Raw genomic sequence first — 23,489 nt, 5'->3', positions numbered from 1 at the left:
TCAGCGGAGCGCAGCGGAGCGGTCGTCGACCGACGACAACGAAGGCAGGGTGCGGGCATCGTGATCCTCAGTCCCAGTCCAGTCCGCCGCGACGCCAGACGTACGCGTAGGCCACGAACACCGTGGCGATGAAGATGACCATCTCGATGAGCCCGAAGAGCCCCATGGCGTCGAAGTGCACGGCCCAGGGGTAGAGGAAGATGATCTCGATGTCGAAGATGATGAACATCATCGCGGTGATGTAGTACTTCACCGGGATGCGGCCGCCACCGATGGGCTGCGGGGTGGGCTCGATGCCGCACTCGTAGGAGTCGAGCTTGGCGCGGTTGTAGCGCTTCGGCCCGATGAACGCGCTCATGACGACCGAGCCGACCGCGAAGGCCGCGGCGATGGCCGCCAGCACGAGCACTGGCGTGTAGAGCTCCATCGAGCTGTCCCTTCCTCGTCCCTGTGCACCGCCTGCTTGTGCACCTCACCGCCACCGGCGGGCCGCCGCGACCAGGTCGCATGTGGCTTTGTGAACTACTTCACTAGTGGCGCAGCCCACAGTGTAGGACCCGTCACGCCGGTCGTCACGCGGGGGGCCGTCGACCCCCTCACCCCGCCTCACCTGCGGATTTAACGCACGCAGGGCTTGTCTAAATGAGGGACTCGGTGCGGCTCTCAGGCCGTCGCGCGGTGCAGGGCGACGATGCCGCCCGAGAGGTTGCGCCACTGCGGCGACTGCCAGCCGGCGGCGGCGACCATCGCGGCCAGGCCCTGCTGGTCGGGCCACGCGCGGATCGACTCGGCGAGGTAGACGTAGGCGTCCGGGGACGACGAGACGGCCCGCGAGATCGTGGGGAGCGCCTTCATGAGGTATTCCATGTAGACGGTCCGGAACGGCGCGAACGTCGGGCTGCTGAACTCGCACACGACGAGGCGGCCACCGGGCCGCGTGACCCGGCGCATCTCACGCAGCCCGGCCTCCGGATCGACGATGTTGCGCAGCCCGAACGAGATGGTCACCGCGTCGAAGGTGTCGTCGGAGAAGGGCAGCCGGGTGCCGTCGCCCGCGGTGAAGGGCAGGTGGCGACGGGCCTTCTTGCCGACCTGCAGCATGCCGAGCGAGAAGTCGCACGGGACGACGTACGCGCCGGCGTCGGCGAAGGGCTGGCTCGAGGTGCCGGTGCCGGCCGCGAGGTCGAGCACGCGGTCGCCGTACGACGGGGCGACGGCGTCGATGACGTCGCGCCGCCAGCGGCGGTCCTGGCCCAGCGAGAGGACGTCGTTGGTGACGTCGTACCTCTGGGCGACCGCGTCGAACATGCGTCGGACGTCGGTCGGCTGCTTGTCGAGCTCTGCGCGTGCCACGCGGTGAGCGTAGTCGGACGCAACTTCACGATGTCGGTCGGCGTCCCTACGATGACGACCACTTCCAACCTCGGAGATCCCATGCCTCTCGCCCGGTCCGCGCGCCTCGTGCTGGTGCTCGTGCTCACCCTCGGCCTCGCCGGCCTCGGTGCCACCGTCCCGCTCGCCCCGGCCGGTGCGGACGACACCGCGTCCGCCCGCGCCTTCGCCCCGTTGCGCTTCGGCGACACCGGGTGGCGGGTCCGGGAGCTCCAGAGCCGGCTGCACCAGCTCGATCTCCACTCCGAGGTGGTCACGAGCCGCTTCGACGCGCAGACACGTGCGGGCGTGCGCACCTTCCAGGCGCGCCGCAAGCGCGAGACGACCGGACGCGTCGACGCGCGCACGTGGCACAGGCTGGTCTCCGTCACGACCGAGCCGACCCGCGAGGCGCTGCACAACGTCTACACGCCCGGCCCGGCGATCCTCGCCACGGGCGACCGGGGCCTCGCGGTGCGCCGCGTCCAGGCCCGGCTGGCACAGCTGCAGTGGTGGAGCGGCGACGTGACCGGGATCTACGACGCACGCACCACCGAGGCGGTCCGCGGCTTCCAGGCCAAGCGCCGCATCCCCGTCACGGGCGAGGTCGACCGGCGGACCCTCGACCGGCTCGCCGCGATGACCCGCCAGCCCACCAAGGCCGAGCTCTTCAACATCGAGCCGCAGGGCCCCGCGCTCGACCCGCGCTGCATGACCGGGCGCGCGATGTGTGTCGACAAGACCTCGCGTTCCCTGCGCTGGGTGGTCGACGGAGTGGTGAGGACCCGCGTCGACGTGCGGTTCGGCTCCGACGAGCTGCCGACCCGCGAGGGGGCGTTCACGGTCTTCCGCAAGAGCCGCGACCACGTGTCGAGCCTCTACGACACCCCGATGCCGTTCGCGATGTTCTTCTCGGGCGGCCAGGCGGTGCACTACTCCCCCGACTTCGCGGCGACCGGCTACGACGGCGCCTCGCACGGGTGCGTCAACGTGCGCGACTACGACGCGGTGCGCCGGCTGTTCGACCAGGTGCACCTCGGCGACAAGGTGATCGTCTACCGCTCCTGACGGCGCCGGTCATCCGTGGTGGCTCGGGCTCGCGGGGCCCGTCGCAGTAGGCTCCGGGACGTGACGAGTGCGGCGACCACCCCCGTGACGACCGCGTCCAGCCCCCTCGTGGTGCGGACGACCGCGGTCGATCTCGGGGACCCTGCCACCACCCGCCTGCTGGACCTGTTGCCCGCCGACGCGCCGGTGACGTGGTTGCGCAACGGCGAGGGCCTCGTCGGCTGGGGCGTCGCGGCCCAGGTCCGCACCAGCGGCACCGCCCGCTTCAGCGACGCCGACAAGTGGTGGGCCGAGACCACCGCCCGCGCCGACGTCCTCGACGAGATGGTCGAGCCCGGCACCGGACTGGTCGCGTTCGGCTCCTTCGGCTTCGCCGACGACCCCGGCGACTCGGTGCTTGTCGTCCCCCGGGTGGTGCTGGGTCGACGCGGCGACCGAGCCTGGATCACCACCGTCGGCGACTCCCCTCTCGCCGAGGCGCCTCGGGTCGCGCCGGCCGACGTCCCGGCGGCCCCGGTCGGGTTGAGCTTCGCCGACGGCGCCCTCAACGGGGAGGCCTGGATGAGCGTCGTCGCCGACGCCGTCTCCCGGATCGACGCCGGCGCCCTGGAGAAGGTCGTGCTCGCCCGTGACCTGATCGCCACCTGCGCCGAGCCGATCGACGTGCGGTGGCCGCTGCACCGCCTCGCCGTCGACTACGCCATGTGCTGGACCTTCCACGTCGACGGTCTCTTCGGCGCCACGCCCGAGATGCTGGTGCGCCGCGAGCGCGGCCTCGTCACGTCCCGCGTGCTCGCCGGGACCATCCGGCGCACGGGCGACGACGAGCGCGACCTCGCGCTGGCCGCGACGCTGGCCCGCTCGTCGAAGGACCTCGAGGAGCACGAGTACGCCGTCCGCTCGGTCGCCGACGCCCTCGAGCCGCACTGCTCGTCGATGAACGTGCCCGAGGCCCCCTTCGTCCTGCACCTGCCCAACGTCATGCACCTCGCCACCGACGTGGCCGGGGTCGTGCACGACGCGGCCACGGTGTCCTCACTCCAGCTCGCCGAGGCCCTGCACCCGTCCGCCGCGGTGGGCGGGACCCCGACCCCGGAGGCCGTCGCGCTAATCGGCGAGATCGAGGGCATGGAGCGCGACCGCTACGCCGGCCCGGTCGGCTGGATCGACGCCACCGGCGACGGCGAGTGGGGCATCGCGCTGCGCTCGGCGCTGGTGCAGGGCTCGACGGTGCGGCTCTTCGCCGGCTGCGGCGTGGTCGGCAGCTCCGACCCGGAGGCCGAGCTGGCCGAGTCCCAGGCGAAGTTCGTCCCGGTCCGCGACGCCCTCTCGGGCGAGATCTGAGTCGTCCGGGCCCTACAGGTCCAGGTCCTCGCCGGGCTGGCGGCGTACGAACTCCTGCCCCTCCGGCAACAGGTTGCCCATGTGGGAGGCGACCATGTCGAGCCCGATGTCGCTGTAGACCCGGTCGTGGATCCCCAGCGAGCGCGGCGCCCCGACCTCGCGGACGAAGTCCACGGCCTCGCTCACCTTGAGCCAGGGCGCGCTCACCGGCGCGAGGAGCACGTCGACGGTCCGTCCGGGCGCCGTGAGGGCGTCGCCGGGGTGGTAGACGGCGTCCGGACCGACGGTCAGGAGATAACCGGAGTTGTCGAAGCGGTCGTAGTCGGGGTGGATGACCGCGTGCTTCTCCCCCACCACCTCGACCGGCATTCCGGACACGTCGAGACGGTCGCCGGGGCGCACGACGGTGACGCGTTCGGCGACGTCGGGCGCCTGCTCGCGCAGCAGCCGGGCCACCGCCTCGATCGTCCAGATCGGGGCGTCGGAGCGGCGCAGCAGGTCGGGGTGGACGTGGTCGGCGTGCTCGTGGGTGATGAGCACGGCGGTGGCCCCGTCGAGCGCCTCCGCCTCGCTGAAGACCCCCGGATCGAGGACGACGGCGGCCACGTCGTGCTCGATGCGCACACACGCGTGGCCGAACTTCGTGATCCGCATCCCGCCACAGTAGGCCGGTCCCGGAATCCGGTCATCCCCGTCCGACTCCGCCGTTCGATGCGGAGGATCAGGTCCTGGAAGTTAAGGTGTGCTCGCCCTCGAGTGCAGTGGGGGAACGTCAACCGCACCCGATCGAATGAGAGAACTCATGTCTGGACGCCGCGCCCTCGCAGGAAGCCTGCTCGCGCTGCTGATGCCCGCCTCGATGATCCTGGTCACGCAGACCAGCTCGTCGAGTGCCGACACCTCCGACTCCATCTCGACCTCCGTCAGCGAGCGTCGGGCCAAGAAGACCCGCGTCAGCCTGGTGGCCCTGCCCCAGATCGTCGGCCAGGGCAAGCGCCCCGCGTCGGCCGGATCGGCCCAGGCCGGCCTGACCGCCACCGTCAAGCCGGGCAAGCCCGGTCGCACCGTTGCCCTGCAGGTCAAGAAGGGCAACAAGTGGAAGACGGTCAAGAAGACCAAGGTCAACAAGAAGGGTCGCGCCGAGTTCGGTGCGCCGATCTCCAAGGGCGGCCAGGCGCTGACCTACCGCGCCCAGGCGATGGCCTTCAAGGGCTCCAAGGCCGGCAAGAGCAAGTCGGTCAGCACCTCCCGCTGGATGACCCCCACCTGGACCGACGAGTTCTCCGGCAGCACGCTGGGCCCGGTCTGGAACCACCGCGGCGGCACCTACGAGCCCCAGAGCCTGCGCGCCTGCTCCAAGGGTGACCCGCGCGCCGTGTCCGTCGGCGGCGGCACCGCCCGCCTGAGCGTCATCAAGGACCCGAGCCGCTCGGAGAAGTGCAACGCCAAGAAGGACGGCAAGTCCACCGGCAAGTTCGCCTACCGTCTCAACGGCCACATCGGCACCCAGGACGCGTTCTCGTTCAAGTACGGCTTCGCGGCCGCCCGCATCAAGTTCCAGAAGAGCCGCGGCCAGCACGGCGCGTTCTGGATGCAGCCCGAGGTGAGCGTGGACGGTGCCACCGACCCGCGCCTGACCGGTGCCGAGATCGACGTCATCGAGTACTTCGGCGACAAGCACCCCGAGGGTGGCCTGACGTCCTTCGTCTACTCGAAGAACAAGAAGGGCCAGGGCGTCAAGACCGGCTCGTGGATCAAGGACTCGCGCTCGTTCCTCAAGAACAAGAAGGACGGCTGGTCCAAGAACTTCCACGTCTTCTCGGTGGAGTGGACACCCAACGTCTACATCTTCCGGATCGACGGCAAGGAGACCTACCGCACCAAGGTCGGCGTCTCCGGCCAGCCGCAGTACCCGATCCTGAGCATGCTCGCGTCCGACTACGAGATCTCCAAGATCGTCAAGGACAGCAAGCTCCCGCAGTCGATGACCGTCGACTGGATCCGGGTCTGGCAGGCCTGATCGACCGGCCGCAAGGCCACTCCGCACGACGTACGACGCGTCGTCCCGCTCCGGCGGGACGGCGCGTCGTCGCATTTCACCCCACGCCGCGCAATACGCCGCCCGGGCGCCGGGGTCGCGCCGCCGTGGGGCGCACCGCCGGGGGCCGCAGTGCGGTCTCAGCCGGTGAGGTGGTGCACGTAGCACCAGCGCCAGTCCTCGCCGGGCTGGGCCGACTGCATGACCGGGTGCGTGGTCTCGTGGAAGTGCTCGGTGGCGTGCCGGAAGGGCGAGGAGTCGCAGCAGGCCACCTGCCCGCAGGTGAGGCAGCGGCGCAGCGAGACCCAGTGCACCCCGGCGGCGAGGCACTCCTCGCACACCAGCCCGTCGTCGGCCGACGCGGGAGGTCGGGCGGGCGTCTCGTCGAGGTGGTCGCAGGTGTCCCCGCGCCGCACCCGGGCGTTGCGGGCCTCGTCGCGGTCGTCCTCGTCGCCGAGCGCGACGTCGAGCATCGACTCCTCGACGTCGAGCACGGCGAGCACGTCGCGGATGACGTCGCTGGCCACGGTGCCCGTGTTGCGGATCTCGAGCACCCGCTCCCGCTCGGCGCCGATCATCGCGACGCGGACCCGCGCGTAGAGGTCGCTGGGCGACTCCTGCCCGGCGGTCGTGGACAGCCGCTCCCAGGCGGCGAAGTTGCGCTGCTCGACCCGCTGCCGGATCTGGTCGAGGACACCGTGCGGGTCGTCGGTCTCCATCCGCTCGAGTGCCTTGAAGCCGGCCTTGGACGCCTGCTGCAGCACCGACGCCCGGGCCAGGGCGTCGTCCAGCGGGTCGGGTGACGGCACCCGCAGGGTGCGGGCCACCCACGGCAGGGTGAGGCCCTGGAGGAAGAGGGTGCCGGCCACCACCGTGAAGGCGATGAGCAGCAGCACCTCGCGGTGCTCGGTCTCCTCGGGGATGACGAAGGCCGCCGCCAGCGTCACCACGCCGCGCATGCCGGCCCAGCCGAGGACGAAGCTGTACTGCCACGGCGGCAGCTGGCCGCTGTCCGGGTCCGGGCCGGGCCGGACCAGCAGGTAGCGCGCCGCGAACACCCAGACCATCCGCAGCACCACCGTGGTCAGCAGCGCCGCTCCGCACACGGCGGTGATGAGCCGCGGGGAGAGCTCGCTCTCCGCGACCCCCTCGAGGATCCAGCGGGCCTGGAGGCCGATGAGCAGGAAGACGGTGTTCTCCAGGAGGAAGGCGATGGTCCGCCAGTTGATGCGCTCCGCGATCCGCGACTGCGCGGTCTGGATGACCGGCGCCTTGTGCCCGAGCAGCAGGCCGGTCACCACGACGGAGATGACGCCCGAGGAGTGCAGCTCCTCGGCCAGGAGGTAGGCCGCGAACGGCGTGACCAGCGAGATCGCGGTGTCCATCAGCGGGTCGGTGACGAGCAGGCGGACCTTGGCCACCACGACGAAGACCAGGAAGCCGAGCGCGGCACCGCCGACGGAGGCCCACAGGAAGTCCAGGCCCACGTCGAGGGCCTCCACGCCGACCGAGCTGGCCGCCAGCGCGGTGCGCAGGGTGACCAGGGCGGTCGCGTCGTTGAGCAGCGACTCGCCCTCGAGGATGGTGACGATCCGTCGTGGCAGCCCGATCTTGCGGGCGATCGCGGTCGCCGCCACCGCGTCGGGCGGCGCCACGACCGCGCCCACGGCGATGGCCAGCGGCCAGGAGATCGCCGGCACCATCCAGTGCACGACCGCACCGACCCCGAACGCCGTGAAGAGCACCAGCCCGACCGAGAGCAGCAGGATCGGGCGCCGGTTGGCGTTGAAGTCGACCAGCGACGTCTGCAGCGCGGCGGCGTACAGCAGCGGCGGCAGGAAGCCCAGCAGCACCACCTCGGCCTCGAGGCGGACCTCCGGCACGAACGGCAGGTAGGTCCCGGCGACGCCGACCAGGATAAGCAGCAGCGGGGCGGGCAGGTCGAAGCGGTCGGCCAGCGCCGTGCCGGCGAGGACCACGACGACGAGGGCGACGAGGAAGAGGGCGATCTCCACCCGCAGAGTCTGGCAGGAGTACGACGCACGGTCGCCGCGCGTCCGCGGGCCGCGGGGTCCGGGCCCCACCGGGCGGCTGGGATGATCTGCGGGTGCGACGACTCGGGAGGATGCTGCTGGCCCTCGTCGGGCTGGCGTGCCTCCTCGCCGGGGCCGCTGCGGCGGCGTACGTCGGCTCCGACGACACCGTCTTCAACCGCCCGGCCGCGCTCGGCGCCGACGGGCGTCCGGTCCTCACCGCACCGGACCTGCTGGCGTGGGACGGCGTGACGGTGACCCTGCGCGCCCAGGCGCCGGACGGCGTGTTCATCGGCACCGCGCACCCGGTCGACGTGGCCGACTTCGTCGGCCGCTCCACGCGCGTGCGGCTCGAGGGCGTCACGCTCGACGGCGTGGTCGCCGAGGACGCGGGCCGGGGGGCTCCGCGGCACCCCGAGGACGCCGACTTCTGGACCCGCGAGATGACCGGCACCGGGCCGCAGGAGCTGGCGCTCGACCGCAGCACCTCGGCCGCGCAGTGGGTGATCGCCCCGCTCGGCGGCACCGGCCCGACGACGGTGTCCTTCGGCGTGACGGTCGAGGGGGCCTACCTCGCCGCGCTGGGCGTCGCGGGTGCCGGGCTGCTGCTGCTGGTCCTCGCCGTCGAGCTGCTGCGTCCCCGACGCCCCCGACGCCCCCGGCCCTCGCGGGGCCAGGCGCCCGACCCCGCCGACCCCGTGGAGCCGGCGCCCGTCCGCCGCCCGGGCGCCCGCAAGGCCGCCCGCCCCGGACGCCGCGCCCCCACCTCGGCCGCCGCCCTCGCCGCCACCCTCGCCGTCGTGCTCCTCGCGAGCGGCTGCCGGCTCCCGGAGCCGTCGACCCAGGAGGCCGCCACCCTCGCCCGGACCAAGGTGTCGCTCACCGAGGACGACCTCCCGGCGCTCTACGCGTCGTACGACGAGCGGCGGGCGCGGGCGGTCCGGCGGGCCGGTCCGCCGGCGTACCGCGAGAGCCCGTGGCGCGCCGCCGACCGCGGGCTGGCGCTGGCCGTGGACCGCTACGAGACGGCGGCCCGGCGCACCCTGGGGCTCGGGCACGGGCAGGCGACCGCGCACACCGGGCTGCGGGTCTACGCCGCGCGGTTCGACGCCTACCCCATGTGGGCGCTGGTGGCGGCGCGCGCCCGCGGCGCCGACCCCGAGGTGCACGTGATGGTCCGCGACTCGGTGACCTCCCCCTGGCTGATGGAGGCCCGGACCGAGGTCACCGGCGACCTGCCGCGGTCGGGGCGACCCACGACGCTCCCCGGCCGCGGGGTCCGCGAGGCGGCGACCGGGGCACGGGGCGCCTGGGCCGCGTTCCTCGAGGGCGGCACCGAGGACGGCCTGCGGGTCGACGAGGCGTCGCGGGCGTGGCGCCGGGCGATGGCCGACCTGGGCTCGCGGGCGATCTTCCGCGGCTGGGAGGTCGGGACGAGGGCCGAGGGCGCCCCGGTGCGGGTCGTGGCCGTCGCGGACGGCCACCTCGCCGTCGTGGCGCTGCGGGTCACGACCCGGCTGCGCGGCCGTCCCGACCTGGCGGTGCGGTGGAACCCGCCCTATACCCGGCTCCGTGCCGGGGAGGGGGGCGTGCTGGTGGTCGACGAGCTCGCGGTCGGCCTGGTGCACCTGCCGGACGACGGTCCGCCGACGCTGCTGGGGACGACGTTCAGCGAGATCCCGGCCGGAGCGCCCTGATCCGGGCGTCGAGGTCGCGCCGGTTGTCGCGGCGCACGACGGCCTCGACCACCTCGATGCCGCCGTTGGGCGACGCCAGCGCCTGCTCGAGCTCGGGCAGGCTCGTCACCCGCAGGTGCGGGGTGCGGGTGGCCGCGCAGAGGCTCGCCAGGTCGACGTCGTGCGGCGTCCCGAAGAGGGTGTCGAAGGCGTCGCGGTGCTCGTCGGCGCCCTGCTCCAGCATGCTGAAGATCGATCCGCCGTTGTCGTTGACGACCACGACCGTGAGGTCGGGGTGCTGCTCGCGGGGACCGAGCACCAGTCCGGTCATGTCGTGCACGAAGGTCACGTCGCCCATGAGCGCCAGGGCCCGGGTGCTGCGGGGGCGGCCCAGCGCGGCACCGATCGCGGTCGACACCGTGCCGTCGATCCCGGCGAGACCACGGTTGGCGATCACCTTGCGCCGGTCGCCGACGGCGTAGCGCGCCACCATCAGGTCCAGGTCGCGGATCGGGCTGGAGGCACCGACGTGCAGCAGCCCTCCGGGCGGCAGTGCGCGGCTCACCGCACCCGCGACCTCGTACGGTGTGAGGTCGGGCTCCGCGGCGAGCAGCCGGTCGAGCTGGCGGCCCACCGACCGGTCGGCCTCGCGCCACTCGTCCAGCCAGGCGGGGTCGCCGGCCGCGGCGGCGTACCGGTCGGCCTCCTGGCTGACCGCGAACGGTCGCGCCGACCAGATGCCCCGCGAGCGCATCGAGACGACCTCGACGTCGTCGCGGCCGAGCAACCGGGTGACGGGGCGGGACAGCGTCGGGTGCCCGGCCACGACGACCCGCTCGACGCGGTCGCCCAGGTCGCTGCCCAGCAGCAGGCGGTAGGTGCGGATGGCGTGGTCGCCGGTGCGCGAGCCGCTGGTCGGCTCGGCCAGCAGCGGCCAGCCGGCGTCCTGGGCGAGCACCCGCGCGGGCGGGCCCGCGTCGTCGCCGGCCACCACGACGGTGCGTGGACCGGACGGGAGCTCGACGGGCTCGGCGCGGTCGTCCCACGACATGGCCCAGGAGTCGGCGGCCACGTCGGTCCACGGACCATCGGGGAGCAGCGGCTCGTCGAGGTGGACGTTGAGGTGGACCGGCCCGCCGGTGGCCGACAGCACGTCGCCGACGGCCGGGCCGCCCGCCTGCAGGACGGTCGTCGGGGCGAAGGCGCCGAAGACCCCCACCTGGTCGGTGGTCTGGTTGGCGCCGGTGCCGCGCATCCGCGCCGGCCGGTCGGCGGTGACGACGACCAGGTCGAGGCCGGAGTGGGCGGACTCCATGACGGCGGGCAGGAGGTTGGCCACGGCCGTCCCGGAGGTGCACACGACGGCCGCGCGGGCGCCCACCTTGGTGAGCCCGAGCGCGAGGAAGCCGGCAGTGCGCTCGTCGACCCGGGTGTGCAGGCGCAGCAGGTCGGCCCGGGCCGCGTCGTGGACCGCGAAGGACAGCGGTGCGTTGCGCGAGCCGGGGCAGAGGACGACCTCGCGCACCCCCGCCGCGAGCAGCGCGGTGACGACGTCGCGGGACAGGGCGGTCGACGGGTTCACGAGGGCTGATCCTGCCGCACGGTCGCCAGCCGGCGCTCCCACCAGGCGACCCGCTCCGGGTCGGCGGCCAGCCGGTCGAGCGCGGCGGGGTCGACGACCGGAGTGCGGACGGGCAGCATCCCGTCGACCGGCAGCAGCGGCTCGGTCACCACGTCGTCGGTGAGCATCTGCACGGTGGCCAGCCCGCAGGCGTGCGGCAGCTCCGGCAGGGCCGCCGCCAGGGCCACCCCCGCCGCGATGCCCACGCTCGACTCGATCGCGCTGGAGACGACCACCGGCAGGCCGATGTCCTCGGCGATCCGCAGGCACGCGCGCACGCCGCCGAGCGGCTGCACCTTGAGGACGGCGATGTCGGCGGCACCCAGGTCGCGCACCCGGTAGGGGTCCTCCGCCCGGCGGATCGACTCGTCGGCGGCGATCGCCACGTCGACGGCGCGGCGTACGGCGGCCAGCTCCTCGACGTCGGCGCAGGGCTGCTCGACGTACTCCAGGCCACCCGCGGCCCGCTCGAGGAGGCGGATCGCGCCGACCGCCTCGTCGACGTCCCAGCCGCCGTTGGCGTCGACCCGGATGATCCCCCCGGGGCCGAGCGCGTCGCGCACCGCCTCGAGGCGCGCCTCGTCGTCGCCGAGGGTCTGGCCGACCTCGGCGACCTTGACCTTGGCGGTTGTGCACCCGCCCGCCCGCACGATCGCGTGCGCGCGCTCGGGGCTGCACGCGGGCACCGTCACGTTGACGGGCACGGCGTCGCGCAGCGGGGCGGGCCAGTCCCCGGCGGCGGCCTCCTCGGCGGCGCGCCACCACGGTCGCGCGGTCGGGGCGTCGTACTCGGTGAAGGGGCTCCACTCCCCCCAGCCCGCCGGACCCTCGACCAGCACGCCCTCGCGGACGGTGATGCCGCGGAACCGGGTGCGCAGCGGGATGCTGAAGACCCGAATCACGACTCCTCCCCCGCGCGCGCCACGAGCGCCTGCCGGTCGACCTTCCCGTTGTCGAGCAGGGGCAGCGCGTCCAGGGCGACGACCCGGCGGGGCGCCCACGACCGCGGGTGCTCCTCGCCGACCCAGTCGCGGACCTCCTCCAGCGCCACGACCCCGGCCCCGACCACGACGACGAAGGCCACGACCCGGTGCCCCCACTCCTCGTCCACGACGCCGACCACCTCGGCGGAGTCGACCGCCGGGTGCTCGCGCAGCCGGCGCGCGACCGCGGGGAGGGGCACGTTGACCCCGCCACTGACGACCACGTCGTCGAGGCGGCCGAGCACGTGCAGCCGACCGTCCTCGTCGAGGCGACCGGCGTCGGCGGTGAGGTACCAGCCGTCGACCAGCGTGCTCGCCGTCAGCTCCGGGTCGTCGACGTAGCCCTCGAACAGGGTCGGGCCGCCGATCCGGATCCGGCCGTCGGTCCCGATCGCCACGGCGACGCCGTCGAGCGGGTGGCCGTCGTAGACGCAGCCGCCGGCGGTCTCGCTGGCGCCGTACGTCGCGACGACGTGCAGGCCGGCGTCCTCGGCCCGCCGGCGCAGGGCCGGGTCGATCGGACCGCCGCCGAGCAGGATCGTGTGCAGGTGACGCAGGGCCTCGACCTCGCGCTCGTCGGTGAGCAGCCGGTGCAGCTGGGTGGGCACCAGCGAGGTGAAGAGGGGGACGTCGCGGTGGTGCGGCAGGCCGGCCAGTGTGTGCGCGAAGGAGCCCTCGACCACGACCGGCTCGTGGCCCGCGACCAGCGAGCGGCAGACGACCTGCACGCCCGCGACGTACGACGCCGGCAGCGCCAGGAGCCACTGGCCGCCGGCCCCGAGGCGGGCCGCGGACGCGTGCACGGAGGCGAGGACCGCGTGCCGGGCCAGCTCGACCCGCTTGGGCGTGCCCGTCGACCCCGATGTCTCCACCACGAGCGGCACGGGCTCGGCCATCACCGCCAGCCAGTCCCGCAGCGCGGCGACCACCTCGGTGGCCCCACCCCGCACCGGACGCAAGGAATTCACGAGACGCACGCTAGTCCCGGGGGGAGAATGGGCGGCAATGACCTCCCAGCCACCCGATCTGCCGGAGTCCTCGGGGCACTCCGGACCGATGGCACCGACGACTCCCCCGATCGACCCTGACCCCGGCTGGTGGCAGCGCCAGCTGCCTCCGTCGCCGCTGGCCCGGCGCCTCAGTGTCCAGTCGATCCTGTTCGCCGTCGGCGAGGGCACCTTCATCACCGGCAGCGCGGTGTTCTTCACCCAGATCGTCGGGCTCTCCGCCGCCCAGGTGGGCGTCGGCCTGACCGTGGCCGGGCTGGTCTCGTTCTTCCTCGCCGTCCCGGCCGGCAAGCTGGCCGACCGCGTCGGCACCAAGCGCATCTGGGCCATCAGCGCCGGCCTCACCGCGGCGCTCTACCTCCTCTGGCCCTTCATCGACGGGTTCGTCGCCTACGTCGCGATGATGGTCGTGCTCGAGGCGGTGAGCGTCGCCGGCTGGAACGGCCGCGGCGCCTACACGCTCGACATCTTCTCCAAGGAGGAGCGGGTCGAGTCGCTGGCGTTCATGCGTGCCGCCCTCAACATCGGCTTCACCATCGGTGCCCTCATCGGCGGTGCGGCCCTCGCGACCAACAACGACGACGTCGTGCGCGCCGTGCCCGTGCTGACCGCCGCGATCCTCGCCCTCAACACCTTCTGGATCACCCGGCTCCCCGAGCCGCCGGCCAAGGAGCCGACGCACGACGACGACCAGCTCATCAAGCCGGGCGCCCTCAAGAACCGCGCCTTCCTCGGCCTGATGACCGCCGACGGGGTGCTGGGCACCAACCAGGTGCTGCTCAACATCGTGATCCCGCTGTGGCTGGTCGAGGAGACCGACGCCCCCCGGGTGCTGCTGGCGTTCCTGTTCGGCACCAACACCGTGATGGCCGTGCTCCTCCAGGTCGCCGCGGCGCGCGGCGTCGACTCGGTCGCCCGCTCGCTGCGAGCGTCGTACATCTCGGCCTTCTTCTTCGTGCTCTCGTGCCTGATCGTGCTCGTCACCCACGACACACTGGGCTGGGTCACGATCCTCCTGGTGTGGGTCGGGCACGTCACCGTCACGGGCGCCGAGCTCTTCCAGTCGGCCGGGAGCTGGGGCTACCAGTCGGAGCTGACCGACCCCGACCAGCGCGCCGAGTACCAGGGAGCGGCCCACATCGGTCACACTGCCGGGTCGGTGTGGGCCCCCGCCCTGTTCACCTGGCTGGCGATGGAGCACGGCACCACCGGCTGGCTGGTGATCGCCGCGATCGTCCTGGTCGCCACCGCCACCATGCGTACGACGTCCCGCTCGGCCGAGCGGTACCTGGAGAGGACCACCATGTCGACGGGAGGACCGCGTTGAGCATCCTGACGACGCTCAAGCACCAGGCGATCCCCCCGTCGCCGCTGGCCGGGCGGTTGGCGCTGCAGTCGCTGCTGTTCGCGCTGGGCGAGGGCACGTTCATGGCCGGGTCGGCCGTCTTCTTCACGCAGATCGTCGGCCTGACCCCCGCGCAGGTGGGCCTCGGCCTGACGCTCGCGGGCATCGCCGGGTTCATCGCGGCGTACCCGATGGGCAGGCTGGTCGACCGCTTCGGCCCCAAGCGCTGCTGGGCCATCAGCTCGGCCGGCCAGGCGGCGATGTTCGCGGTCTGGCCGTTCATCGACAGCTTCACCGGCTACCTCGCGATGGCCGTCGTGATGGAGGTGATCGGCGCCCTCGGCGGCGTCGCCCACGGCGCGTACACGATCGACGTGCTGCCACCCCGGGAGCGCGTGACCTCCCGCGCCTACATGTACTCCGCGCTCAACGTCGGCTTCACCCTCGGCTCGTTCGTCGGCATCATCGCGCTGGCGCTGGAGTCGCTCACCCTGCTGGGGATGGTGCCGTACTTCACCGCCGCGGTCTTCATGGTCAACGCCGTCAACGTGACCCGCCTGCCCAAGGCACCGCACGACCTCAAGACGGTCGACGAGCGCAAGGTCCGGATCGCGGGCCCGGGACCGATGCGCAACGTCGGCTGGCTGGCCACCACCTTCTTCACCGGCGTGCTGTGGACCAACCAGGTGATCCTCAACCTGGTCATCCCGCTGTGGCTGGTCGACAAGACCGACGCCCCCTGGGTGGTCCTCGGCTTCCTCTTCGCGACCAACACGGTGATGTGCATCGTGCTGCCGATGGCGGCCGCCCGGGGCGTCAAGGACACCCGCACGGCGTTGCGGGCCATCCGCATCTCGACCGCCTTCTTCGTCGTCTCGTGCGTGATCACGCTGTCGACCCACGAGTCGATCGGGTGGGCCACCATCACGCTGTTCTTCCTCGGCCACATCACCCTGACCGGGGCCGAGCTCTTCCTCTCGGCGGCGAGCTGGACCTTCGAGGCCGAGCTGATGGACCCCCGCCGCCGCGGTGAGTACCAGGGCGCCTCCGAGCTCAGCGGCACGCTGGGCCGGGTCTGGGCGCCGGCGGCGTTCACGTTCCTCGCGATGAACTGGGGAGCGATCGGCTGGATGATCATCGCCGGCATCATCACCGCCGCCGCCGTGGCCCTCCACCCCTCCACCGCCATGGCCCGGCGCTTCCTCGAGAAGCACGTCCCGGCCGACGTGCTCGCCGACGCCGCCGCCCACGAGGTCGAGGACGACGTCGCCCCGGTCGGTCCTCCGACGATCGAGCAGCCGGCCAGCCCGGGTGCGCCGGGCGCGCCCTCCGGGGCCGTCGGCCCGGGTGCTTGAATCCTCCGGTGGCATCACCGTCTGACTGGCTCGCCGGAGCCCGCCCCCGCACCCTGCCCGCTGCCGTCGCCCCCGTGCTCGCGGGCACCGGCGTCGCGGCGTACGTCGACGGCGCGGTCTGGTGGAAGGCGCTGCTCGCCCTCGTGGTGAGCCTGGCCCTCCAGGTGGGGGTCAACTACGCCAACGACTACTCCGACGGGATCCGCGGCACCGACGCGGACCGGGTCGGCCCGATGCGTCTCGTCGGCTCGGGCACCGCATCGCCCGGTGCGGTCAAGGCGGCCGCGTTCGCCGCGTTCGGCGTCGCCGCCGTGGCCGGGCTCGTGCTCGCCGCCACCACCGCCTGGTGGCTGGTCGCCGTCGGGCTGGTCTGCGTGCTCGCCGCCTGGTTCTACACCGGCGGGTCGCGGCCCTACGGCTACCTCGGCCTCGGCGAGGTCATGGTCTTCGTGTTCTTCGGCCTCGTCGCCGTGGTCGGGACGACGTACGTCCAGACCGAGACCTTCGAGTGGGCCGCGCTGTACGCCGCCGTGGGCGTCGGCGCCCTCGCCTGCGCGATCCTGGTGGCCAACAACCTGCGCGACATCCCCACCGACGTCGAGGCCGGCAAGCGGACGCTCGCCGTCAAGCTGGGGGCCGAGCGGACCCGGGGCCTCTACGCGCTGCTGGTGCTGGCCGCGGCGCTGGCCGTGGTGGCCGTCGCGGCCGCCACGACGTGGTGGGCGCTCCTCGGGCTCGGGTTCCTGCTCCGGATGGTCCCGCCCGTCCGCACCGTCCTCGGTGGCGCGGTCGGCCCGGCGCTGGTGCCGGTGCTCCAGCAGACCGGGGTCGGCCAGCTGGCCTGGTCGGTGCTGGTCGCCGTACCCCTCCTCCTCACGTCCTGACACCGGATCACGGCCGGACCCTTGACAACGTACAACTGATTGGTTGTACGTTAGGCGCATGACCAGCGACCGGGAGAAGCAGGCGGACGCCTTCTTCCACGCCCTCGCCGACAGCACGCGGCGCGACATCCTCCGTCGCGTGCTGGCGGGCGAGCACTCCGTCTCGGCGCTGGCCCAGCACTACCCGATGAGCTTCGCGGCCGTGCAGAAGCACGTCGCGGTGCTCGAGCGTGCCGGCCTCGTCTCCAAGCGACGCAGCGGGCGCGAGCAGCTGGCGAGCGGTGAGGTGGAGGCCGTCCGGTCGGTCACCGCGCTGCTCGTCGAGTTCGAGCAGGTCTGGCGCGGTCGCGTCGACCGAATCGACGCGCTGCTGGAGGACGACCGGACCCACCCGACCACTCAGAAGGAGACCTGACATGCCCGTCATCGACGTCGCCAAGGACCTCGACAGCCGCACCATCACCGTGACCTCCGAGTTCGCCGCCCCGGTGGACCGGGTCTGGCAGATCTGGGAGGACCCGCGCCAGCTCGAGCGCTGGTGGGGTCCGCCGACCTACCCGGCCACGTTCACCGAGCACGAGCTCGCGCCGGGCGCCCGGGTCAAGTACCACATGACCGGCCCCGACGGTGAGGTCTACCCGGGCTACTGGGACATCACCGAGGTCGAGAAGCCCACCCGCCTCGGGTACGACGACGGCTTCGCGGACGCCGAGGGCAACCCGCAGGAGTCGGCGCCCCTCGGCACCATCGGCGTCGACCTGGTCGCTGCCGACGCTGGCAGCACCCGGATGGTCATGACGGCGACGTACGCCACCGCCGAGGACCTCCAGAAGGTGCTCGACATGGGGATGGAGGAGGGCCTCACGGCCGCCGTCAACCAGGTCGACGGCCTCCTCGCCGCCTGAGCGCGGTCCCCGGGCGGCGGGGATGCCCGCGTAGTTTGGGACGACCTGGTGGCTCGAACATCGTCCGGGCCTACCAACTCGTCCCCAACTACCCGCGGAAAATCCGGTTGCCGCGCTGACTAGCGTGAGGTCCGTGGAGTACGAGCACAGGACCCTGGACCCGCACGACGACACCGCCGAGGGCAAGGCCGCCGTCGATGCCTGGATGGGGGCGGTCAGCCGTGGCTTCCACGACGGCCGCCCCTCGGAGAGCACCCTCGAGATCTGGCGCGAGACCGCCCGGGAGGACTCGCTCCGGCTGGCCGGGGCGTGGCTCCCGGAGGGCACCTTCGGGGCCGGGCCGCTGCCCGTCGCGACCTTCAGCTCGTGGACCAAGACGCTCAACGCGGGCGCCGCCACGGTGCCGCTGCACATGATCAGCGACGTCACGGTGAGCCCCGCCCACCGCCGGCGCGGCCTGCTGCGGCGGATGATGGTCGACGACCTCGCCCAGGCCACCGCCCCGGTCGCCGCGCTCACCGTCTCCGAGGCGTCGATCTACGGCCGCTTCGGCTTCGGCCCCGCCACCTTCCGCCGTCGGATCGAGGTCGACACCACGTCGAGCTTCGCGCTGCGCGACTTCGTCGACCCCGGCCGCGTCGAGCTCGTCGAGCCGGCCGACCTGTGGGACACCGCCAGCGACCTGTTCGACCGCTTCCACGCCTCCTCGCGCGGGTCGGTCGAGCGCCCGCACTTCTACCGCGCCTGGCAGACCGGCCGCTTCGACCCGGCCACGGGCGGCACCGACGACAAGCTGCGCGGCGCCGTCCACCTCGACGCCGACGAGCGGCCCGACGGCTACGTCCTCTACAAGTACGCCGAGGGCGAGGGCGACAAGCCCGCCACCGTCACCGCCGAGCTGCTCACCCTCGACACCTCCGCACACCTGGGCCTGTGGCGGTTCCTGGCCGACATCGACCTCTCCTCGCGGGTCGCGGTGCGCAACAGCCACCCCGACGACCCGCTCTACTGGGCGCTGGTCAACAGCGACGTGATCGGCGTCCGGAGTGTCTACGACCACCTCTGGGTCCGCGTGCTCGACGTGCCGGTCGCGCTGGGCGCGCGGCCGTGGTTCACCGACGACACGGTGGTCCTGGGGGTCACCGACCCCCTCGGCCACGCGGAGGGTGCCTGGCGGATCGAGGCGGTCGACGGCCGGGCGGAGGTCACGGCCACCGACGACGACGCCGACCTCACGGTCACCGCGGAGACGCTCGGGTCGCTCTACCTGGGCGGGGTGCGGGTCGAGTCGCTGGCCAGCGCCGGTCGTCTCACGGGAGGCCGCGAGGCGGTCGAGCGGCTGGGCCGGCTCATGGACGGCGGGCCCGCGCCGTACTCGCTGACGAGCTTCTGACTACTCCTTGTCCTCGCGGGCGCGGCGCTCGTCGAACGCCGCGCTGGCGCGGGCGGCGCGCTCCTCGACCTTGCGGGCGAAGGCGTCGCGCTGGCGGTTGAGCAGGAAGTACGACGCGACCCCCGAGAGCGCGAACGCGATGACCACGGGCCAGATCATGTTGACCCGGCCGTCGCCGTCGAGCAGCGTCCAGACGCCGAGGACGAGGCCGACCATGCCGATGAACAGCAGGACACGCAGGGCGGTGTAGACGAAGAACTCCTTCACGCCACCAAGCCTAGGTGCTGCCCGGGAGCATGACCCAGGTGGGCGGTTGCGTGGCCGCCTACATTGGGGGGGTGAAGTTCCTGGTGTTCCTCGTGCTGCTGGCACTGGTCGTCTACGCCCTCGTGCGGGTGGCCCAGCAGCGCGGCCTGCGCCCGCCGCCGCGACGACCCGCGGCGCCGCCCCCACGTCCTCACGGACCCGACGACGACCCCGAATTCCTGCGCGACCTCGACCGCAAGCGACGTCAGGAAGAAGGCGGGACCGGCGGTCCCGGCGGGACCGGCACCGGCACCTGAGCCGCGCGGCCGGGGGCGACGTCGTCGTACGCCGGTCGCTGCTCGACCAGCGCGGGCGCAGCGTAGGAGTGCTGCGAGCTCGTGCTGAAGAAGTTGATCCCGATGAAGTTGAACCACAGCGTCGCCAGGCCCACCAGCGCGACGTACGCCGCGTTGCGGCCCTTCCAGCCGACCGTGGCGCGGGCGTGGAGGTAGGCCGCGTAGACGACCCAGGTGATGAAGGCCCAGACCTCCTTGGGGTCCCAATTCCAGTACGACGACCAGGCCTGGTGGGCCCAGATCGGCCCGGTGATGAGCACGGCGAAGGTCCACACCGGGAACGCGAAGGCGTGCATCCGGTAGGAGATCCGGTCCAGGGAGGCCAGCTCGGGCACCCGGGCGAGGTAGCCGCGCTCCTTGGTGGAGCGCTCCTTGAGCAGGTAGAGCACCGAGCAGATACCGCCCAGGGTGAAGGCGCCGGTGGCGATGACCGCGGACACCACGTGGATGACCAGCCACGGGCTGTAGAGCGCCTCGGTGAGCGGCGCGACCGGCGAGTAGAGCCAGACGACCGCGGTCATCATCAGCGCCAGCACGAGGCCCACGACGAGGGGGCCCATCCACTCGAGGTCGAAGCGGCGCAGCAGGAGCAGGTAGAGCAGGGTGACGACGAAGGTGCCGGAGAGCGTGAACTCGTACATGTTGCCCCAGGGCACCCGGTTGGGGTCCGCGGCCATGCCCCGCGCGACGAGCGCCAGGCCGTGCACGAGCGCCGCCACCGCGGTCAGCAGCACGCCGAGGCGACCGGCCATCGCGGTGCGCCCGGTGGTGACCACCTCGTCGGCCGGCAGCTTGCGCAACGACGCCCACTGGACCAGGTGCGCCATCAGGGCGAGGAAGTAGACGACCCCGGCGGCCGCGACGGCCTGGTTGCTGAGGGTCTCCCACGATGCGTCGGTCACGAGCTCTCCTTGGTGGTGCTGCCCGCGCCGCCGGAACCGGCGCGCAGGGTGTCCATGATCGCCACGAGCTCGGCGGCACCCCGGTCGGGGTCACCGCCGTTGGAGCGGTCGAGGGCGGCGACGTCCACGACGGTGGCGCCGTCCTGCTCGCGGGCCCGCACCCACAGCCGGCGCGGCCGGATGAAGAGCGACCCGAGGAGGCCGACGAGGGCCAGCACGACGCCCCCGAGGGCGACGAGCTTGCCGGGGGTCTCGCTGATCTGCAGCTTGTTCCAGCGCTGGACGCCGTCGAAGGTCACGGTGCCGAGCCCGTCGGGCAGCTCCACCGTGTCGCCGGGACGCATGTCGAGCCGCAGCGGCTGGCCGTCGTCCTGCATGAGCTGCTCGGCGTTCGACTTGTCCAGCACGTAGACCGACTGGCTGCCGCCGTCGTCGAGCCCGAGGTCGCCGGTGTAGACGAACAGCGACATCAGCGGGTTGACCGCGTCGCCGAACACCGACCGCGGCAGGCCGTCGCCGAGGGCGAACGTCGGGTAGAACGTGCCCTCCAGGGCGATCTGGCCGGGCTGCGCGTCCGGCGCCTTGATGACACCGAAGCTGTCGAAGGTCGGGCCCGTCGGCAGGAAAATCGTCGGGCCGCTGTAGGCCACGTCCCCGTTGCCGTCGGTGATCGTGACGACGGGGGCGTAGCCGTGCCCGATCAGGAAGACCTCGGTGTCGCCGATGGCCAGCGGGTGGTTGACGCGCAGGTCGTAGGTGCCGCTCTCGCCGTCGGCCGTCGTGTAGTCGAGGTGGGAGACGAACTTGCGCGCCTGCCCCTTGGCCGGCCCCTCGGTCAGCCAGGTGATGTCGAAGTCCTCCACCGCCACGGAGAAGCCGTCCATGTCGTCGGCACCGAAGAGGCTGCCGGGGACGAACTCGTCGTACTGCGTCGGGTTGTTGGAGAAGCCGTTGCCGACGGTCACGATGACGCCGGCCTTGAAGCCGAACAGCCCACCGACGGCGAATCCGACCAGCACCACGAGCACCGACAGGTGGAAGAGCAGGTTGCCGGCCTCCCGCAGGTAGCCCTTCTCGGCCGAGACCGCGCCCTCGCGGACCTCGACGCGGTAGCGACGCCGCCTCAGCTCCGTCGCGGCCGCCGCGAGGACGTCGTCCGCCCCCTCGTCCGTCCGGTACGACGCGTGCTCCGGCAGGCGGGACAGGTTGCGGGGGGCGCGGGGCGGCCGGGCCCGCAGCGCCCGCCAGTAGACCGCGGACCGGGGCAGGATGCAGCCGACCAGCGAGATCATCAGCAGGATGTAGATCGCGGAGAACCACACCGAGTCGTAGACCGAGAACAGCCCGAGCCGCTCGTAGACCGGTGCCAGGTCGGGGTGCGCGTCCTTCCACCGGCCGGCGGCCAGCGCGTCGACGTCCTCCTGCGGGACGACCGAACCGGGGATCGCGGCCAGCGCGAGGAGGAGCAGCAGCACCAGGGCGGTGCGCATCGACGTGAGCTGCCGCCACGACCAGCGTGCGAGCTCGCGCGCGCTCATGTCGGTGGGCATCGGCTGGGCCTGCCGGTCGTCACCGGACGAGTGGGTGGTCACCTCAGACCGCCGTCTCGAAGGAGGTGACCATGCGGACCTGGAGCCACTGGACCATCTGGTCCCACAGGCCGGTGACCAGCAGGACGCCGACGAGCACGAGCATGAGCCCCCCGGCCCGCATCACCCACAGCTGGTGGCGGCGGATGACGGCGAAGACGGTCAGCGCGCGGCGGTAGGCGAGGGCGGCGATGATGAACGGCAGGCCGAGGCCCAGGGCGTAGATCGCCGACAGCAGGGCGCCGCGGGCCGCAGTGCCCTCGTTGAGGGAGAGGTTGGTGATCACCGCGAGTGTGGGCCCCATGCACGGGCTCCAGCCCAGGCCGAAGAGGAAGCCCAGCAGCGGCGCCGCGGCGAGGCCCACGGCCGGCACCTGGTGGACGCGCCAGTCGCGCTGGAGGCCGGGCATCAGTCCGGCGAACATCAGTCCCAGCACGATCGTCACCAGGCCGAGCACGACGGTGATCTCGCGCTTCCAGTCGACCAGCCAGGCGCCCATCGAGCCGGCCGCCGTCCCGATGGCCACGAAGACGACGGTGAAGCCGAGGACGAAGAGCAGGGCACCCGCGAGCATCCGGCCGCGGCGGGCGTTCTCCAGGTCGGCGCCGGACAGCCCGGTCGCGTAGGAGAGGTAGCCCGGCAGCAGCGGGATCACGCACGGGGAGAAGAACGAGACCAGGCCGGCGAGCAGGGCGACGGGGACCGCGAGGGCGAGCGAGCCGTACGCGGCCTGGTCGGTGAACCAGTCGCTCACGAGGCGTCCCCGGCAGCGGTGGCCTCGGCGGCGGTGTCGTTGACGAGGTCGACCAGCGTCTGCTTCGACGGCAGGGCGCCGAGGACCGAGGCGGCGATGCGCCCCTCGGCGTCGAGCACCACGGTCGCCGGCACGGTGTAGGCGGTCAGGGTGCCGTAGAAGGGCACCAGCGCCTTGCCGTCGGCGGAGTAGAAGGACGGGTAGGGCACGTCGAACGTCCGGACGTAGGCGTTGGCCTGGTCGGACGACGAGTCACGGATGTTGAGCCCGACGAAGGCCGCCTCGCCCTCGAGCTCGGCCGCCGCCTCGGTGAGGTCCGGCTGCTCGACCCGGCACGGCGGGCAGGCCGACCACCAGACGTTGACCACCACGGGCTGCCCACGCAGGTCGGCGAGCGACAGCGGCTCACCGTCCAGGTCCTCGCCCTCGAGCTCGATCGGCTCGCCGCGGTCGGCGGCGGCCACGACCTCGACCTGGCCGTCGCTGGTGACGTAGCCCTTGTCGCCCGAGCCCTCCAGGGACGAGCAGCCGCCGAGGGCCACCGTGCCGAGGAGGAGGCAGGCGAGCAGGGAGACGAGGGCGCCGGGGGTCCGTGGGCGCGAGGGGTGGGAGCGCACGA

The 23,489-nt window shown here is 72.7% G+C and carries 23 protein-coding genes; 11 read left to right on the top strand and 12 right to left on the bottom strand.

The window, feature by feature from the left end:
* Window positions 1–67: 67 nt before the first annotated feature.
* Both DAE25_RS01565 and DAE25_RS01560 read right to left on the bottom strand, forming a co-directional pair.
* Window positions 68–427: an NADH-quinone oxidoreductase subunit A gene (locus DAE25_RS01565; RefSeq protein WP_056887574.1), complete on the bottom strand. Its 360-nt coding sequence runs from the start codon at window positions 425–427 to the stop codon at window positions 68–70.
* 236 nt (window positions 428–663) lie between these two features.
* Window positions 664–1,353 (bottom strand): demethylmenaquinone methyltransferase, encoded by a 690-nt coding sequence (locus tag DAE25_RS01560; protein WP_107764490.1) that lies wholly within the window; start codon window positions 1,351–1,353, stop codon window positions 664–666.
* A gap of 81 nt (window positions 1,354–1,434) precedes the next feature.
* On the opposite strand from DAE25_RS01560, the gene DAE25_RS01555 reads away from it, so the two are divergent.
* A complete protein-coding gene (locus DAE25_RS01555; protein ID WP_234410782.1) occupies window positions 1,435–2,439 on the top strand; it encodes a L,D-transpeptidase family protein in 1,005 nt (334 codons plus the stop codon).
* 60 nt (window positions 2,440–2,499) lie between these two features.
* The gene (locus tag DAE25_RS01550; protein WP_107764489.1) at window positions 2,500–3,783 is read left to right on the top strand and encodes an isochorismate synthase; all 1,284 of its coding nucleotides are present in this window, start codon (window positions 2,500–2,502) and stop codon (window positions 3,781–3,783) included.
* Between the two features lie 12 nt (window positions 3,784–3,795).
* Here DAE25_RS01550 and DAE25_RS01545 read toward each other — a convergent pair whose 3' ends face one another.
* On the bottom strand, window positions 3,796–4,437 hold the full coding sequence (locus DAE25_RS01545; RefSeq protein ID WP_107764488.1) for an MBL fold metallo-hydrolase: 642 nt from the start codon (window positions 4,435–4,437) through the stop codon (window positions 3,796–3,798).
* A 148-nt stretch (window positions 4,438–4,585) separates the two neighbouring features.
* Between DAE25_RS01545 and DAE25_RS01540 the strand changes: the two genes are divergently transcribed.
* Complete coding sequence (locus DAE25_RS01540; protein WP_159083513.1) at window positions 4,586–5,803, top strand: glycoside hydrolase family 16 protein; 1,218 nt, start codon at window positions 4,586–4,588, stop codon at window positions 5,801–5,803.
* Window positions 5,804–5,961: 158 nt separating this feature from the next.
* On the opposite strand, the gene DAE25_RS01535 is transcribed toward DAE25_RS01540, so the two are convergent.
* A complete protein-coding gene (locus DAE25_RS01535; RefSeq protein WP_107764486.1) occupies window positions 5,962–7,836 on the bottom strand; it encodes a Na+/H+ antiporter in 1,875 nt (624 codons plus the stop codon).
* A 92-nt stretch (window positions 7,837–7,928) separates the two neighbouring features.
* Here DAE25_RS01535 and DAE25_RS01530 point away from each other — a divergent pair, with 92 nt between their 5' ends.
* A complete protein-coding gene (locus DAE25_RS01530) occupies window positions 7,929–9,551 on the top strand; it encodes a hypothetical protein (protein WP_159083512.1) in 1,623 nt (540 codons plus the stop codon).
* Here the strand turns inward: DAE25_RS01530 and menD are convergent.
* Genes menD through DAE25_RS01515 form a run of 3 tightly spaced genes read right to left on the bottom strand, consistent with a single transcriptional unit; the run spans window position 9,523 to window position 13,102 of the window.
* Complete coding sequence (gene menD, locus DAE25_RS01525; RefSeq protein ID WP_107764484.1) at window positions 9,523–11,112, bottom strand: 2-succinyl-5-enolpyruvyl-6-hydroxy-3-cyclohexene-1-carboxylic-acid synthase; 1,590 nt, start codon at window positions 11,110–11,112, stop codon at window positions 9,523–9,525. The genes DAE25_RS01530 and menD overlap by 29 nt on opposite strands.
* The gene (locus DAE25_RS01520) at window positions 11,109–12,050 is read right to left on the bottom strand and encodes an o-succinylbenzoate synthase (RefSeq protein WP_107764910.1); all 942 of its coding nucleotides are present in this window, start codon (window positions 12,048–12,050) and stop codon (window positions 11,109–11,111) included. Before DAE25_RS01520 ends, menD begins: the two co-directional genes overlap by 4 nt.
* On the bottom strand, window positions 12,050–13,102 hold the full coding sequence (locus DAE25_RS01515; protein ID WP_234410781.1) for an AMP-binding protein: 1,053 nt from the start codon (window positions 13,100–13,102) through the stop codon (window positions 12,050–12,052). Before DAE25_RS01515 ends, DAE25_RS01520 begins: the two co-directional genes overlap by 1 nt.
* Window positions 13,103–13,139: 37 nt before the next feature.
* Here DAE25_RS01515 and DAE25_RS01510 point away from each other — a divergent pair, with 37 nt between their 5' ends.
* The 6 genes from DAE25_RS01510 (at window position 13,140) to DAE25_RS01485 (ending at window position 19,023) form a co-directional block, all read left to right on the top strand.
* On the top strand, window positions 13,140–14,468 hold the full coding sequence (locus DAE25_RS01510) for an MFS transporter (protein WP_234410780.1): 1,329 nt from the start codon (window positions 13,140–13,142) through the stop codon (window positions 14,466–14,468).
* Window positions 14,465–15,841, top strand: a complete 1,377-nt coding sequence (locus tag DAE25_RS01505) for an MFS transporter (protein ID WP_234410779.1) — start codon at window positions 14,465–14,467, stop codon at window positions 15,839–15,841. The genes DAE25_RS01510 and DAE25_RS01505 overlap by 4 nt, the downstream gene beginning before the upstream one ends.
* Window positions 15,842–15,849: 8 nt before the next feature.
* On the top strand, window positions 15,850–16,725 hold the full coding sequence (locus DAE25_RS01500; RefSeq protein WP_107764483.1) for a 1,4-dihydroxy-2-naphthoate polyprenyltransferase: 876 nt from the start codon (window positions 15,850–15,852) through the stop codon (window positions 16,723–16,725).
* 58 nt (window positions 16,726–16,783) lie between these two features.
* Window positions 16,784–17,140 (top strand): ArsR/SmtB family transcription factor, encoded by a 357-nt coding sequence (locus tag DAE25_RS01495; protein ID WP_107764482.1) that lies wholly within the window; start codon window positions 16,784–16,786, stop codon window positions 17,138–17,140.
* A 1-nt stretch (window position 17,141) separates the two neighbouring features.
* Window positions 17,142–17,630: an SRPBCC family protein gene (locus DAE25_RS01490; RefSeq protein ID WP_107764481.1), complete on the top strand. Its 489-nt coding sequence runs from the start codon at window positions 17,142–17,144 to the stop codon at window positions 17,628–17,630.
* Window positions 17,631–17,763: 133 nt separating this feature from the next.
* Entirely contained in the window at window positions 17,764–19,023 is a 1,260-nt protein-coding gene (locus DAE25_RS01485; protein ID WP_107764480.1) for a GNAT family N-acetyltransferase, read from the top strand.
* Here the strand turns inward: DAE25_RS01485 and DAE25_RS01480 are convergent, their stop codons facing one another.
* A complete protein-coding gene (locus DAE25_RS01480; RefSeq protein WP_107764479.1) occupies window positions 19,024–19,290 on the bottom strand; it encodes a DUF4229 domain-containing protein in 267 nt (88 codons plus the stop codon).
* A 71-nt stretch (window positions 19,291–19,361) separates the two neighbouring features.
* Between DAE25_RS01480 and DAE25_RS01475 the strand changes: the two genes are divergently transcribed.
* Window positions 19,362–19,586 (top strand): hypothetical protein, encoded by a 225-nt coding sequence (locus tag DAE25_RS01475; protein ID WP_107764478.1) that lies wholly within the window; start codon window positions 19,362–19,364, stop codon window positions 19,584–19,586.
* Here DAE25_RS01475 and ccsB read toward each other — a convergent pair.
* From ccsB to DAE25_RS01455, 4 genes are read right to left on the bottom strand one after another with little or no spacing between them, the layout of a single operon-like run.
* Window positions 19,535–20,527 carry a c-type cytochrome biogenesis protein CcsB gene (gene ccsB / locus DAE25_RS01470; RefSeq protein WP_107764477.1) on the bottom strand — a complete coding sequence of 331 codons (993 nt, stop codon included), beginning with the start codon at window positions 20,525–20,527 and terminating at the stop codon, window positions 19,535–19,537. The two genes, DAE25_RS01475 and ccsB, sit on opposite strands and share 52 nt — an antisense overlap.
* Window positions 20,524–22,119: a cytochrome c biogenesis protein ResB gene (resB, locus tag DAE25_RS01465; protein WP_234410778.1), complete on the bottom strand. Its 1,596-nt coding sequence runs from the start codon at window positions 22,117–22,119 to the stop codon at window positions 20,524–20,526. The genes ccsB and resB overlap by 4 nt, the downstream gene beginning before the upstream one ends.
* Window position 22,120: 1 nt before the next feature.
* Window positions 22,121–22,870, bottom strand: a complete 750-nt coding sequence (locus tag DAE25_RS01460; RefSeq protein WP_107764476.1) for a cytochrome c biogenesis CcdA family protein — start codon at window positions 22,868–22,870, stop codon at window positions 22,121–22,123.
* On the bottom strand, window positions 22,867–23,487 hold the full coding sequence (locus tag DAE25_RS01455; RefSeq protein WP_234410777.1) for a TlpA disulfide reductase family protein: 621 nt from the start codon (window positions 23,485–23,487) through the stop codon (window positions 22,867–22,869). The genes DAE25_RS01460 and DAE25_RS01455 overlap by 4 nt, the downstream gene beginning before the upstream one ends.
* Window positions 23,488–23,489: the final 2 nt, after the last annotated feature.

This window comes from Nocardioides terrigena, from assembly GCF_003047265.1.
GTDB lineage: Bacteria > Actinomycetota > Actinomycetes > Propionibacteriales > Nocardioidaceae > Nocardioides > Nocardioides terrigena.
Note: the sequence above shows the minus strand (reverse complement) of the source record. Positions and strands in the feature narration are given on the sequence as shown.